General features: G+C 71.8%; 13 protein-coding genes. 6 read left to right on the top strand and 7 right to left on the bottom strand.

Annotated features, from left to right (window positions below):
• Positions 1 to 22: 22 nt before the first annotated feature.
• The 5 genes from AC060L_RS12180 to AC060L_RS12160 form a co-directional block, all read right to left on the bottom strand.
• Complete coding sequence (locus tag AC060L_RS12180; protein WP_483798725.1) at positions 23 to 1,093, bottom strand: NADH-quinone oxidoreductase subunit B family protein; 1,071 nt, start codon at positions 1,091 to 1,093, stop codon at positions 23 to 25.
• Between the two features lie 227 nt (positions 1,094 to 1,320).
• A complete protein-coding gene (locus tag AC060L_RS12175) occupies positions 1,321 to 4,995 on the bottom strand; it encodes a GH92 family glycosyl hydrolase (protein WP_483798679.1) in 3,675 nt (1,224 codons plus the stop codon).
• A gap of 62 nt (positions 4,996 to 5,057) precedes the next feature.
• Entirely contained in the window at positions 5,058 to 6,059 is a 1,002-nt protein-coding gene (locus AC060L_RS12170; protein WP_483798678.1) for an ABC transporter substrate-binding protein, read from the bottom strand.
• A gap of 67 nt (positions 6,060 to 6,126) precedes the next feature.
• Complete coding sequence (locus AC060L_RS12165) at positions 6,127 to 7,161, bottom strand: ABC transporter permease (protein WP_483798677.1); 1,035 nt, start codon at positions 7,159 to 7,161, stop codon at positions 6,127 to 6,129.
• Positions 7,158 to 7,925: an ATP-binding cassette domain-containing protein gene (locus AC060L_RS12160; RefSeq protein WP_483798676.1), complete on the bottom strand. Its 768-nt coding sequence runs from the start codon at positions 7,923 to 7,925 to the stop codon at positions 7,158 to 7,160. The genes AC060L_RS12165 and AC060L_RS12160 overlap by 4 nt, the downstream gene beginning before the upstream one ends.
• A gap of 412 nt (positions 7,926 to 8,337) precedes the next feature.
• Between AC060L_RS12160 and AC060L_RS12155 the strand changes: the two genes are divergently transcribed.
• From AC060L_RS12155 to AC060L_RS12130, 6 genes are all read left to right on the top strand, one after another.
• On the top strand, positions 8,338 to 9,372 hold the full coding sequence (locus AC060L_RS12155; RefSeq protein ID WP_483798675.1) for a LacI family DNA-binding transcriptional regulator: 1,035 nt from the start codon (positions 8,338 to 8,340) through the stop codon (positions 9,370 to 9,372).
• A 172-nt stretch (positions 9,373 to 9,544) separates the two neighbouring features.
• The gene (locus tag AC060L_RS12150; protein ID WP_483798674.1) at positions 9,545 to 10,423 is read left to right on the top strand and encodes a methyltransferase domain-containing protein; all 879 of its coding nucleotides are present in this window, start codon (positions 9,545 to 9,547) and stop codon (positions 10,421 to 10,423) included.
• 92 nt (positions 10,424 to 10,515) lie between these two features.
• Positions 10,516 to 11,016: a helix-turn-helix domain-containing protein gene (locus AC060L_RS12145; protein ID WP_483798673.1), complete on the top strand. Its 501-nt coding sequence runs from the start codon at positions 10,516 to 10,518 to the stop codon at positions 11,014 to 11,016.
• 31 nt (positions 11,017 to 11,047) lie between these two features.
• Positions 11,048 to 11,443 (top strand): DUF4180 domain-containing protein, encoded by a 396-nt coding sequence (locus AC060L_RS12140; RefSeq protein ID WP_483798672.1) that lies wholly within the window; start codon positions 11,048 to 11,050, stop codon positions 11,441 to 11,443.
• Positions 11,444 to 11,494: 51 nt separating this feature from the next.
• Entirely contained in the window at positions 11,495 to 12,109 is a 615-nt protein-coding gene (locus AC060L_RS12135; protein WP_483798671.1) for a hypothetical protein, read from the top strand.
• 49 nt (positions 12,110 to 12,158) lie between these two features.
• The gene (locus AC060L_RS12130; protein WP_483798670.1) at positions 12,159 to 12,503 is read left to right on the top strand and encodes a hypothetical protein; all 345 of its coding nucleotides are present in this window, start codon (positions 12,159 to 12,161) and stop codon (positions 12,501 to 12,503) included.
• Positions 12,504 to 12,543: 40 nt separating this feature from the next.
• On the opposite strand, the gene AC060L_RS12125 is transcribed toward AC060L_RS12130, so the two are convergent.
• Entirely contained in the window at positions 12,544 to 13,113 is a 570-nt protein-coding gene (locus tag AC060L_RS12125; RefSeq protein ID WP_483798669.1) for a GNAT family N-acetyltransferase, read from the bottom strand.
• Positions 13,114 to 13,253: 140 nt separating this feature from the next.
• On the bottom strand, positions 13,254 to 14,045 hold the full coding sequence (locus tag AC060L_RS12120) for a TetR/AcrR family transcriptional regulator (RefSeq protein WP_483798668.1): 792 nt from the start codon (positions 14,043 to 14,045) through the stop codon (positions 13,254 to 13,256).
• Positions 14,046 to 14,159 lie beyond the last annotated feature (114 nt).

The following is a 14,159-nucleotide window of genomic DNA, read 5'->3' as shown; positions in this document are numbered from 1 at the left end:
GCCCGCCGGGGCCGGGGCGCGGTCACCAGGGCGGTCGGTAACCGGTGGTCAGGCGGCCGCCGGTCTGGCGCCACTTGGGTTCCTTGTCCAGCGTCTTGCCGGTGATCGAGCGCAGTCGGCGGATCACCTGGCCGTACGCCGAGCTGGCGCCGCTGGAGACGTGCGAGCCGGGCGGCGGGTCCATGAACGGCATGAACTTGTCGGGGAAGCCCGGCATGGTGCAGGCGATGCAGATGCCGCCCACGTTCGGGCAGCCGCCGACGCCGTTGATCCAACCGCGCTTGGCGACGTTGCACTTGACGACCGGGCCCCAGCAGCCGAGCCGGACCAGGCACTCGGGGCGCCCGTACTCGGTCGCGAACTGGCCCTGCTCGTAGTAGCCGCCGCGGTCGCAACCCTCGTGCACGGTCGCGCCGAACAGCCAGGTCGGCCGGAGCTTGTCGTCCAGCGGGATCATCGGTGCCGACCCGGCGAGCTGGTAGAGCAGGTAGGTCAGCGTCTCGGCGAAGTTGTCCGGCTGGATCGGGCAGCCGGGCACGCAGACGATCGGCAGGCCGGCCTTGGACTTCCAGTCCCAGCCGAGGTAGTCCGGCACACCCATCGCGCCGGTCGGATTGCCCGCCATCGCGTGGATGCCGCCGTACGTCGCGCAGGTACCGATCGCGACGACAGCCGTGGCCTTGGACGAGAGCCGGTCCAGCCACTCACTGGTGGTGATCGGCTGACCGGTCGCCGGGTCGTCGCCGAAGCCGCACCAGTAGCCCTCCGGCTTGATCTTCTCGTTCGGGATCGAGCCCTCGACGACCAGCACGAACGGTTCGAGCTCGCCGCGGTCGGCCTTGAAGAACCACTCGACGAAGTTGTCGGCGCCCTGCACCGGCCCGCACTCGAAGTCGATCAGCGGCCAGTGCACCGCGATCTTCGGCAGCCCGGGGAGGGCGCCGGTGACGATCTCCTCGATGCTCGGCTGCATCGCGGCGGTGAGCGAGACGGAGTCTCCGTCGCAGCTCAGGCCGGCGTTGATCCAGAGAATGTGCACCGTCGGCTCTTCGCCGCCCGGCGCAGCCTCGCGGCCGGTATCAGCCGCGGTCATTGCTTCAGCACCCATGAGGATGCCTCCTCAGAAACGGGATGAGACCGACAAAACGGTCCCAGGCCTTCATAGCAGCCACCCGCCGGTAACGTCCGGGCGAAGCGGCGCAGGAGTAACCCGAAAGGGCGCAGGTCGGTACGACCGGGCGGGTGCGCGGGCATGCGACTGCCCGGCCGCTCCGCGGGGGAGCGACCGGGCAGTCGGGGCTGTGACGGGCCGGGGCGGTGTCAGCCCGTGACGGCGATTCCGTCGGGTACGTTGCCGACCGTGACGGCCGGGCCGGCGGTGCCGGTCGTGGTGTCCACCGGTCGGACCTCGTTGATGTTGCTGTCGACCACCCAGACGGTCGAACCGTCCGGCGACAGCGCGAGCGCGTACGCTCCCCCGCCGGTCGCCACGGTGGCGCCGGGCTTGAGCGTGGCGGTGTCGATCGGCGTGACGCCGCCGGGGCCGCTGACGGCGACGTACGCGGTCTTCCCGTCCGGCGCGACGGCGACGTACTCCGGGCCGGCTCCGGTCGCGACCGTCCCGACCGGCTGGTAGCTCGCGGCGTCCAGCACCGAGACGGTGCCCGCGCCGTTGTTGCTGACGTAGGCCCGGCTGCCGTCGGGGGCGAAGGCGATGCCGAACGGCGCCGGGCCGACCGCGATCGTGTGGGTCACCGTGCGGGTGGCGAGGTCCACCACGCTGACCGTGCCGTCGCCCTGGTCCACCACCCAGAGCTCGCGGCCGTTCGGGCTGACCCGCAGCCGCTCCGGCTGGCTGCCGACCTTGACCGGCGCACCGGCGGTGAGCGTGGCGGTGTCGATCGGCTGCACGGTGCCGTCGCCGAAGTTGCTGACCCAGACGGTCTTGCCGTCGGGAGTCGGCGCGACGTCGGCCGCGACGCTGCCGACCTTGACGGTGGCGGTGACCGCGTTGCTGGTCAGGTCCACCACCGTGACGTCGTTGCTGTTGTTGTTCGCGACGAAGAGGTGGCCGGCGGCGGTGCCCATGCCGTCCGGTCCGCTGCCGACCGCGATCGGCGGGCCTGCGTTGCGGGTCCGGGTGTCCACCGGGGTGACGGTGTTGTCGCTGTAGTTGGAGACGTACGCGGTCGGGATGGACTGGCCGGCCTGGGCGACCGTCACCAGCACGCTGGTCCGGGCCAGCACCGCGCCGTTCGCGGCGTGTCCGGTGAGCGCGACCTGGTAGTAGCCGGTCGCGGCGCCGGGCGCCGCGGTGACCGTGACCGGGACGGCGGTGGTCGCACCGGCCGCCGCCGTCGTGCTGCCGCTGCCCGGGGTGGCGGTCAGGCCGGCCGGGGTCTGCGCCTGCCAGCTGACGGTCGCGGGCGCGGCGCCGGCCGAGTCGTCGATCCGCACGTCGACCGTGCCGGACGCGCCGGGGGCGATCCGCAGCTGGCCGGGATCGGCGGTGAGCGCGGCCCGGGTGCTCGGCGGGAAGTTCACCGGACCGGCCGGATAGGCCGGCGGGGCGTCCGAACTTGCGCTGCCCCAGGCGGTGTTCGGGGTGGCGCCGAGGGTGAAGTCGAGGTGCGAGGTGCTGTTCAGGTCCACCCAGGTGTGGCTGGACGGCTTGCCGTTGACGGCCAGCTGCTGGACGTACGTCGAGCCGGCGCCCTTCGCGTCGATGGTCAGGTCGTGACCCGGGCCGTGGATGACCGCGTGCGGGAAGAGCGGGCTGCCCAGCACCAGCATCGGCACGCCGGGCGTCTGCGGGTAGACGCCGAGCGCCGCCCAGACGTACCAGGAGCTCATCGCGCCGAGGTCGTCGTTGCCGGGCTCACCGCCGGGGCCGAGCACGTAGAGCGTGTCCATGATCCTGCGGACCGTGGCCTGGGTCTGCCACGGCTCGCCGGTGCTGTCGTAGACCCAGGGGGTGCCGAAGGCCGGCTCGTTGCCCTGCCAGTGGTAGGGCAGGTTCGGGCCCGCGTTCAACTGGCTGAAGTAGTAGTCGAGTCGGGCGTTCGCCGCCTGGTTGCCGCCGATGCCCTGGATCAGGCCCGGCAGGTCCTGCGGGACCATCCAGGTGTACTGGGCGGCGTTGCCCTCCTGGAAACCGCTCTGGCCGAAGCCGCCGGTGGTCTGGACGGGCGGTCCGGGCGGGAAGGCGCCGTCCGCGTCGCGCGGGGCGATGTAGCCGGTCGAGGTGTCGAAGAGGTTCGCCCAGTTCTGCGAACGGGACTGGAAGCGGGCGGCGGTGGACGAGTCGCCGAGCTGACCCGCGAGCCGGGAGACGGAGAAGTCCGCCAGGGCGTACTCCAGCGTCTCGGACGCGCCGTTGGGGACCGGACTGATCGAGTCGGAGCCGACGTTGGGCACGTAGCCGTCGGCCAGGTAGTCGGCGCCGTGCGGGCGTTCGGCGTACCAGCCCTGGCCGGGCGGCCCGCCGGTGTCCTCGGCGCCGTGCACCATCGTCTGCAACGCGTGCCGCGCGTCGAAGCCGCGGGCGCCGAACGCGTAGGCCCCGGCGAGGATCGCGCCTGCCGGGTCGCCGTTCATCACGCCCGTGTAGCCGTTCGCCGTGGGCCACTTGGGCAGCCAGCCGCCCTGGTCGGCGTCGTTCAGCAGCGAGGTCGCCATGTCGCCGGTCTGATCCGGCGCGATCAGCGCGAGCAGCGGCACCTCGGAGCGGTAGATGTCCCAGCCCGAGAAGGTCTGGTACTGGTGGTGACCGGGCCGGACCCGGTGCACGGCGCTGTCGAAGCCGATGTAGCGGCCGTCGGCGTCGTCGAACAGGTTCGGGTGCAGCAGCGTGTGGTAGAGCGCGGTGTAGAAGGTGGCCTGCTGCGCGCGGCTGCCGCCGCCGATCGCGACCGCCCGCAACTGCCGGTTCCAGGCCGCCTTTGCGTCGGCGGCGGCTCCGGCGACGCTCCAACTCTTCGCCTCGGCCTTGAGGTTGGCCTCGGCGCCCTGCACGCTGACGTAGGAGACGGCGACCTGCATGCCGAGCGTCTGGTTCTTCGTGGTGTCGAAGGTCAGGTAACCACCGGCCACCACACCGGAGTCGGCGGCGGACTCGGCAGGCGCGGCAGCCGGGCTCCGCGCAGGCGTTCCGGTGGTCGGGCTCTGCCCGGGCTTGCCGGCGGCGGTGTGCTGCTCGCCGCTGACCGAGACGCTGGTCGAGCCGGCGGTCACCGCCGAGGTGGCGACGGACTGGCCGCCCCAGGTGCCGGTCGCGGTGAAAGGGTGGTCGAAGCGGGCGGCGAAGTGCACGGTGTAGCTGTTCGGCTGACCACAGAAGTGGCCGCTGGTGACCGAGCCGGTGATCTCCCGGTCGCCCACGGTCTGGAACGACGCGGCGGACCCGCCGCTCGCGCTGTCCGCGACCTTCACCAGCATCTGGGCCTGGCTGGTGGCCGGGTAGCTGAACCTGGCCACGCCGGAACGGGCGGTGACGGCCAGCTCGGTCCGCACCCCGCCCGCGGTGACCGCGTAGGAGCCGGGCTGGGCGCGCTCGGAGGAGTGGTCGAGGGCGGCGGAGGCGTTGGTCGGGTCGGCCGGCACGGCGCCGGTGAGCGGCAGGAACGGGAAGTCGCCGCCGATGCTGCACCCCGGGCCCGAGACGTGGGTGAGGCTGAAGCCGGTGGTCGCGGAGTCGGCGGTGTTGTAACCGCCGCCGTCCGGACGGGACGGGGTGTCGGGGCTCCACTGCAGCATGCCGAACGGCACGTCGGCGCCGGGGAAGGTGTCGACCTGGCCGACCACGGCGCCACCGCTGCCGGTACCGGCGAAGGTGTCGACCAGGGCGGCCGGGTCGGCGACCGCGGCATTGTCGTCGGCCGCGTGCGCGGCGGGGGCGAAGGTGAGGGCGGCGAGCACGGCCACCGCCAGCGCGAGGACGCGCCGGCGGGGGTGCCGGGGGCCGGCCGGTCGGGGACGGAACGGGCGGCGGGACAAGCGGCTACCTCTCGGGGACGGGGACCGCGCGGGGGAAGCGCAGGTGGGTGCGGGGTGGCGCGTCAGGCGTTGCAGTCGGCCTTGTAGAGGAACTGCGCGACGCTCGGGTCGTGCAGGTTGTCGCGGGTGATGCTGGCCAGGTTGGTCTGGATGTTCGCCTCGACCGACTTGCCGCCGAACGCGTTGCCCAGCTGGTCCACGGCCTGCTGCCCGATCCCGTAGGGGTCCTGCGAGATCAGCGCGTCGACCGAACCGTTCTCCAGCGCCTGGACCTGCTGCGGGCCGGCATCGAAGGAGACCACCTTGACCTTGCCCTGCTTGCCGCTGTTCTTCAGGCCGGTGCCGACCCCCTCACCTGTCTGCGAGTTGGCGGTGAAGATGCCCACCAGGGCCGGGTGGGCGGAGAGTTCGTCGCCGACCGCGGAGGCCGCGCCCTGCGCGGTGTCGCCGACCTGCCGAACGTCGTCGATCTTGATGTTCGGGTACTTGGCGGCGAGCTCCTGCTTGAAGCCCTGGATCCGGGAGTTGGTGGTCGTGGTGGTCAGGTCCGGGGTGAGCACCACCACCTCGCCGGTGCCGCCGACCAGTTGGCCCATCGTGTCGGCGGCCTTCTCGCCGCCCTGCTCGTTGTTGGAGGAGATGTGCGTGACGCCGATCGAGGTGTCGGTCAGCGAGGTGTCGACGATCGCCACCTTCGTGCCGTTGCTCTGCATCGTCTTGATCGGCGCGGCCAGCGAGTTCGGGTCGACCGGCGAGATCAGCACGCCGGACGGGTGGTTCGCGGTGACGCTGTCCACCGAGGTGACCTGCTCGGGCACGCTCCAGTCGACCGAACCGGTCGCGCTGAAGCTGTAGCCGAGCTTCTTCGCCTCGGCGCTCGCCCCGCACTTCATGGTGATGTAGAAGGGGTCGCCGGTCTTGCCCGCGACGAAGGTGACGCTCTTGCCGGAGGCGCTGCCGCCGGAGCCGGAGCTGCTGCAACCGGTCACGGCGACCAGGGCCGCGACCACCACGGCCGCACCGAGCACCGCCGACCGACGGCCCGTCAGATTTGCTGTGTTCACGCTGGCTTCCTTCCTCTCACTGCCTTGCACTGGATCCCTGGTTCGGATCTGGGTCGGGCGGGTTCGGCTATCTGTTCTCGCGTCGCCCGCGCCGCAGCTGGTCGAAGTAGACGGCCACGATCAGGACCGCGCCGACGGCGACGGTCTGCCAGAAGGACTGCACCTGCAGGATGGTGAACCCGCTCTGCAGGACGGCCGGGATGAAGACGCCGATCACGGTGCCGATCACCGAGCCGGTGCCACCGAAGAGGCTGGTACCGCCGAGGACGACCGCCGCGATCGCGTTGAGGTTGTCCTGGGTGCCGCTGGTCAGCGTGGTGCTGCTGAAGTGGGCCAGGTTGAGCACGCCGGCCAGCCCGGCGAGCAGGCCGGAGAGGGCGTACACCTTGATCAGGTGCCGGTCGGCCCGGATGCCGACCCGGCTCGCGCCCTCGGCGTTCGAGCCGATCGCCAGCGTGTACCGGCCGAACCTGGTCAGGTTGAGCCCGGCCGCGGCGATCGCCACCACCAGGATCGCGATCACCACCAGCCAGGGAATCCCGGCCACGCTGCCGCTGCCGACCGAGTTGGTCAACTCGCTCGGCATGGTGCCGATGTCCACGCCGTGGGTGATGATCTGGGCGAGCCCGAGCGCGATGCCCAGCGTCCCGAGCGTGACGATCAGCGGCGGTACCTTCGCCTTCGCGACCAGGAACCCGTTGACCGCACCCCAGGCCGCGCCGGCGGCCAGGCCCGCGGCGGTGCCCGCGAGGATCACGCCCCAGCCGGCCTTCGGGCTGCTGTCCAGCGCGTTCATCGTCTTGACCGCGATCACGCCGGAGAAGATCAGCACCGAGCCGACCGAGAGGTCGATGCCGGAGGTGACGATCACGAAGGTCTGGCCGACCGCGAGCAGCACCAGGATCGAGGACTCGGTCAGGATGCTGCGGAACTCGAAGACGGTGGCGAAGGCGTTCGGTCGCAGTGCCGAGAAGGCCACCACCAGTGCCGCCAGCACCAGGAAGGTCCACAGGGTGTTCTGGCCCCGGACCCGCTGCCAGAGCTCGGCGGCCGGTTGCTCGTTGACGCGCTGGTTGATGCGCTCACTCACGCGCTGGTTCACGCGCTCTCCTCCTCGTTCGAGACCGCGCCGGTCATCGCACCGACCAGCTCCTCCAGCGAGGTGTCCGCCGCCCGGAAGCGCGCCACCCGCCGCCCCAGTCGCAGGACTTCCACCCGGTCGGCGACGGAGAGCACTTCGGGCATGTTGTGGCTGATCAGCACGACCGAGATCCCCCGGTCGCGGACCCGGCGGATGAGTTCGAGCACGCGGCCGCGCTGGACCACGCCCAGTGCGGCGGTCGGCTCGTCCATGAAGACCACCCGCGAGGCCCAGGCGACCGAGCGGGCGATCGCCACGCTCTGCCGCTGGCCGCCGGAGAGCGTGGCCACCGGTGCGTTGATGTCCTTGAGCTGGACGCCGAGTTCGGCGAACGCCTCGACGGCGCGACTGCGCATCGCCCGCTTGTCCAGCACCCCGATCCGGCCGAGCAGACCGCCGCGGAGCAACTCGCGGCCCAGGAAGAGATTGGCCGATGCGTCCAAGTCCATGGCCAGCGCCAGGTCCTGGTACACCGTCTCGACGCCGAGGCGCTGGGCGCCGCGCGGCCCGTTGAAGGACACCGGTTTGCCGTCCAGCAGGATCTGCCCCCGGTCCGGGGTGATCGCCCCCACCAACGCCTTGACCAGCGTGGACTTTCCGGCGCCGTTGTCCCCGATCAGTGCCACCACCTCACCGGGGTGGACCGTGAAGTCCGCCTGGCGCAGGGCCTGGACCTGTCCGTAGGTCTTGACCAGTCCACGTGCTTCCAGCAGTGGCTCTGACACCGTTCCTCCTTGCGCAGACAACGTTGTCGCCGTGGCATGAACTCATGGGCCGGAAGAGGGTGTCAAGGGTTCCGGCAGGACCTCGGACACGCGCCGGGGAGCTGACGGGACAGTGACAGGAGAGCCGTTCTGACGATGTGTCAGTGATCCTTCCCGACTGTGCCCCAGATCAACCGCCGTGCGACGAACCCGAACGAATCGGTCCGAGCCGGCCGCCGCAGGACGAGCGAGGCCGGAACGTGCCACTGACGTGTCCGGAATGTGACGGTCGCGATGATGATCAACAGTGGTGCGCACTCTGGCAGTTGGGCCCACTGTCCGAGCTGCGACGGCTGGCTATACTGCATGGCAACGTTGTCCATCCCGAGCTCCGAACGGCGGCCGGGAAGGCACCCAGGAAGGCGGTCACCGCATGCCAGAGACGGCGGAGCAGCACGCGTCCGGGATCCCCGCCCGACCGACCATGAAGGACGTCGCGGCCATGGCCGGGGTCGCGCTCAAGACCGTGTCCCGGGTGGTCAACGGCGAGCCGGGCGTCAAGGAGGAGACCGCACAGCGGGTCCGCGGCGCCATCGCGGAGCTCGGATTCCGGCGCAACGACGGGGCCCGGCTGCTCCGGCAGGGCCGGCGGACCAGCAGCGTCGGGCTGATCCTGGAGGACCTGTCGGATCCGTTCTACTCCCAGCTGAGCCGCGCGGTGGAGGAAGTCGCCCGCACGCACGGCTCGTTGCTGCTGACCGGCTCCTCGGCCGAGGATCCGGACCGGGAGCAGGAGCTGGCCACCGACTTCTGCGCGCGCCGGGTGGACGGCCTGATCCTGGTCCCGACCGCCGCCGACCACGGTTATCTGGCAGCCGAGTTGGCGGCCGGCACCGCGGTGGTGAGCGTTGATCGGCCGGTGGCGGGCCTGGCGGTGGACACGGTGCTCGCCGACAACCTGGGCGGGGCGCTGGCGGGCGTCGGCCATCTGATCCGCCAGGGCCACCGGCGGATCGGATACCTCGGCGACGCCCCCGACATCTTCACCGCCGCAGAGCGCCTCACGGGCTACCGCAGGGCGATGGCGGCGGCCGGGCACCCGGTGGACGAGTCCTGGATCGAGATGGCCAAGCCCGACCCGATCGGCATCCGGTTCGCGCTGACCCGGCTGCTCACCGGCCCGGCACCGGTCACCGCGCTGATGTGCGGCAACAATCGCACCACGGTCGCGGTGCTGCGCGAGCTGGCGGCGCTGGCCAAGTGTCCGGCGCTGGTCGGCTTCGACGACTTCGAGCTCGCCGACCTGCTGGCCGTGCCGGTGACCGTGGTCGCCCAGGATCCGGCACGGATGGGGCGGACCGCCGCCGAGCTGCTGTTCCGCCGAATGCGCGGCGAGCGGGCCGAGGTCCAGCGGATCGAGCTGCCGACCAGGCTGATCCCGCGCGGCTCCGGGGAGTTGCCGCTGTGAGCTGACGCGCGACCGGCGACCGGCAACCGGCAACCGGCAACCGGCGGCGCAGTCGGACAGCGTGGCGAGTGGACAACGTTGCCAGGACGGGATCAGGTATCTTGATGTCAAGATACCTGGGCGGCCCGTGCGTCCCACCGGTCGCCCGGCCTGCCGCCGGGAGGAGCTCGCCATGTCCGACACCAGCACATCCACCCCGAGCTGGGACCCCGCCCAGTACCTCCGCTACGAGACCGAACGCACCCGCCCGCTCACCGACCTGCTCGCCCACGTCCCCGACCCGCGGCCGCGGCCCGGCTCCGCCGCGCGGATCTTCGACATCGGCTGCGGGCCGGGCAACTCCACGGCGCCACTGCGCATCCGGTGGCCCGACGCCCGGATCACCGGACTCGACAGCTCCCCCGAGATGCTCGCCAGGGCCCGGGCCGAGCACAGCGGCGGCAACCCCGGCGGGACCGGGGAGACGGACTTCGTGCTCGGTGACGCCGCCGCATGGGATGCCGCGGCCGCCCAGGCCGACCTGATCGTCTCGAACGCAACGCTCCAGTGGGTGCCCGGCCACCTCGACCTGCTCCCCCGCTGGCTGGCGGCACTGCGGCCGGGCGGCACGCTCGCGTTCCAGGTGCCGGGCAACTTCGACGCACCGAGCCACACCCTGCTCGCCGCCCTGCGCACCAGCGCGCGCTGGCAGGAGCGGCTCGACGGGGGCGCCGACCACTCCGGCCGGGTGCACGCGCCGGGCGACTACCTCCAGGCGCTGGCGGGCGCGGGTGCGACAGGTGCGGACGCGGGTTCGCACGCGAGTACGGACGGTGTCGCGGTCGACGTCTGGGAGACCACGTACCAGCTGCTGCTGCCGGGCGAGGACCCGGTGCTCGACTGGGTGAAGGGCACGGCACTGCGCCCGGTGCTCAGCGCGCTCGGCACCGCGGCGGACCGGCAGGAGTTCCTGCGCGAGTACGGCGAGCTGCTGCGCGAGGCGTACCCGCGCGGGGCGCACGGCACCGTCTTCCCGTTCCGGCGGATCTTCTGCGTGGCACGGCTGCTCTGACCCGCCAACGAGCAAACTTGTCCTTATCCATACGCAACCTTCCCTATCGAGTGGTACGTTACCTACAGATAGGGAAGGTTCGGTGTGTGGCCATGTCGCAGCAGCAACAGCAGTACTACTCCGTGGACCAGGTGGCAGAGCTGCTCGGCCTGCACGTCAGGACCGTCCGCGGCTATGTGCGCGACGGACGACTGAAGGCCACCCGGATCGGCAAGCAGTACCGGATCACCCGCGAGGACCTGGCCGCACTCACCGGTCACCCCGTCGCCGCGCCCGTACCGGACCCGGCGGTGGCGTCAGCCTCGGCATCGGCCTCGGCCTCGGCCTCGGCCGCCCGGCCGGAGCCGGCGGTGCCGCACGCGGAGGCGTCCAGCATCGTGCGGATCGACGGAATCGGGCCCGCCGCGACCATCCGGCTGACCAACACCGTGCTGGCCTCCATCAACGGACGCCCGCAGAGCGGCGAACAGCTGCGGGTCGAGACCGTCTACGACGAGGACCGCGCCAGCCTGAAGATCGTCATCCTGGGCGGCCTCGAAGACACCGCCGAACTGCTCAGACTCGTCACCATGCTGACCGAGCAGGTGCGCTGACCACAGCGGCACCGCTGCGAAGGAGCCCCGAATGCCCGACACCCTCCAGCAGATCCACGGCACGACGGTGCTGGTCTGCGCCGCCGACGGCGCAACCCTGCACGGCGAGCGCGACGCCACCGACCTGATCGGCGACGCGTTCTACCACCAGGCGTCCTGGGTGGCCGTCCCCGTCGAGCGCTTCGACGACGCGTTCTTCCAGCTGCGCACCCGGATCGCCGGCGACATCGTGCAGAAGTTCGCCACCTACCGCCTGGGCCTGGCCGTGATCGGCGACATCGCCCACCACACGGCAGCCAGCACGGCGCTGCGCGACTTCGTCCGGGAGAGCAACCGGGGCACGCAACTCTGGTTCCTGGCCGACGCCGACGCACTGGCGAACCGTCTCGCGGAACAGTCGTCGGGAGTGCCGTCGAGCACCCGGTGAGAGCTCGGGCCGCCCGGGGAACGCCATCCCCCGGCGGGTACCGTCGAGCGCATGACTGAACTGAGCGACTGGACCTACGTGGTGACCGACATCGAGGTCGATGGTCCGTGGGCGGGCCCGAACTCGATGCGGTCCTTCGCATCTGTTGCCACGACGATGGACGGACGGACGTTCGGCGAGTTCGAGGCCGTCCTCGAACCGCTCCCCGGATCGGCGCCGAACCCGCGCACGAAGGAATGGTTCGACTCCGAGCCGGGCACCTGGGAGGCCGCGACGGCGAACCCGGAACCCGTCAGCGAGGTGATGAGCCGGTACGTGGCCTGGATCCGGTCGCTGCCCGGCCAACGGGCCTTCGCCGCCGCACCGTTGTCGTTCGACGGCACATGGATCGACTACTACCTGCGCCGGTTCACGCCGTACGGGCTGCACCAGGGCCCGTACGAGCAGGACCGTCTCTTCCACGGGCCGGCGCTCTGTCTGCGCTCGTACACCGCAGCACTGACCGGGCGGCCGCCCGCCGACCTGCCGTCGCCGAAGCTGCCCCCGCACTGGCTCGGCGATGTGGAGCACACGCACAAGGCGATCGACGACGCGCGCGGCTTCGCCAACCTGCTGCACTTCCTCACCCGGAAGGCCGGGACACCCGCCATAGCGTTCGACGTCTAGCGCTGTTCGGGGGGTGCCGCGACGGCTCGGGGCAGGCCAGACTGACGCCATGCTGATCTCTGCCCGGCGTGACCGGCCTCTGCTGCGGTTCTGGACGACGACCCGCGCCAACTTCTACGCCGATGACCCGGTGGCCCGGTGGACCGCGCGGGCGGCCTGGCTGATGGTGACCGCGTCGATGTGGTTGCTGCTGATGTTCACGGTGGTGTTCGGGGCGATGGTGGCCGGGGCGTCGTCCGGCGCGGTGCTCGTGCTGACGGTGGGTTCGGCCTTCGCGGTGCCGGTCGCGTCGATGGCCGCCGTGACGTCCGGGCCGAGGGGCCGGATGGGAGCGCCGGCGCTGACCGCGCTGGTCCTGATGGCCGCCGTGCTGCTCGGCTTCTGGCTGCTCTGACCTGGGTCAGCTCTGACCCCGGGTCATCCGGCGCGCCTGCTCACGGGGTCAGCGTCACTCCGTCGTCCCACGGGGCGATCTTCTGGAGCAGCAGTTCGTCCGCCCACCGGCCGCCGACGTACGTGTGCCGGCGGGCCAGGCCGATCCGTTCGAAGCCGTTGCGTTCGAGGACCCGCAGCGACCGCTCGTTCTCCGGCCGGGTGAACGCGTCCACCCGGTGCAGCCGCAGCGCCTCGAAGGCGTGGTCGAGCGTCAGTTCCAGCGCCTGGGTGGCCAGCCCCCGGCCGATCGCGCCGGCGCCCAGCCAGTAGCCGACGAAGGCCGACCGGAGCGAGCCCAGCACGATGTTGTTCAGCGTGATCCGGCCGACCACGGCGCCCTCGCAGACGATCGCGCCCGGCCACGTCCGGCCGGCCTCGTGCTCGTCGAGTGCCCGGCGGATCCGTTCGCGCTGGCCCTGCACGGTGAAGTACCCCTCGTCCGCCGTTGGCAGTGACGCGCGCAAGTGATCGCGGCTGCCGTCCAGCAGCGCGGCGACCGCTTCGGCGTCCTGCGGTCGCAGCAGCCGGATTTGCGCGGCGGCGGCGCTCGCGCTCGGGTCGTCGGTCATGGTGGGCCCCCTGGTGATCGGAATGCTCGGATGCAACGGGCGACGACGGCCGGGCGGCCGGCGTGCGACGTGCGACGTTCATCATCGACGGTGCCGGTGGCGACTGAGCCGGTGGGGGTAGGGGGCCGTCCGGGCGGGAGTCAGCCGGTCTCGGTGGGCAGCGGGCCGAGCAGCCCGGCGATCACGCGGTCCGCCACACGGGCGGCCATCGCAGCGGCCGAGGTCAGGGCGGCGGAAGCGCCGGAAACGGGGGCGGCGGGGCTCGGGCCACTCAGGCCGCCCGGGCCACCCGGGCTGCCCGCGAGGTAGTCGGCGCAGAAGGCGCCGAGCAGCGCGGACGCCAGCACGTCCGGCTCGGCCCCGGCGGGCAGCGCTCCGCAGCGGCGCGCCTCGTCGAGCGCCTCGCGCAGCGCCGCGCGGCGCGGGCCGACGACGTGCTCGCGCAGCAGTGCCAGCAGCTCGGGCGTGTGCACCTGCTCGGCCAGGCAGGTGCCGAGCAGCGCCATGCCACCGCCGAGCACCTCCGCGAGCTCGGTCAGCCGGGCGGCCAGGTCGGCGCGGAGGTCCCCGGTCCGGCGCGGGGCCGAGCGGGGGCGCAGCGTGAGCAGCGCGGCGGCGGCCAGCTCGGTCTTGGTCTTCCAGCGCAGGTGGATGGTGGCCTTGCTGACCCCGGCGGCCTGGGCGACCTGATCGAGCGTCATCCGGGTGAACCCCTGCCGGGCCAGCAGGCCGAGCGCCGCGTCGAGGATGGCGGCCTCCTTGTCGGCGCAGCGCGGCCGCCCCCTGCGCGTGGCGTGGCCCGGCTCGGCCGTCACACAGCCGTCCGCCGTCACGCGCCCGTCCGCCGTCGTGGGCGCTTCCGTCGTCATGCCCGGCTGCGGCCGCTGCGTCGTCCTCGGCTGCGGCTTCCGGTCCGTCTCGGTCTTCGCCATGTCGTCCAGCATACCCACTTGCAATACCGAACGACTCGGTTTAGATTTTAGCCAACGCCGGACGGACCCCGTCCCGGCGCCCGTACTTCGATACATGCGACAGAAGGGCACCAC

Source organism: Kitasatospora sp. NEAU-69, from assembly GCF_057158765.1.
Note: the sequence above shows the minus strand (reverse complement) of the source record. Positions and strands in the feature narration are given on the sequence as shown.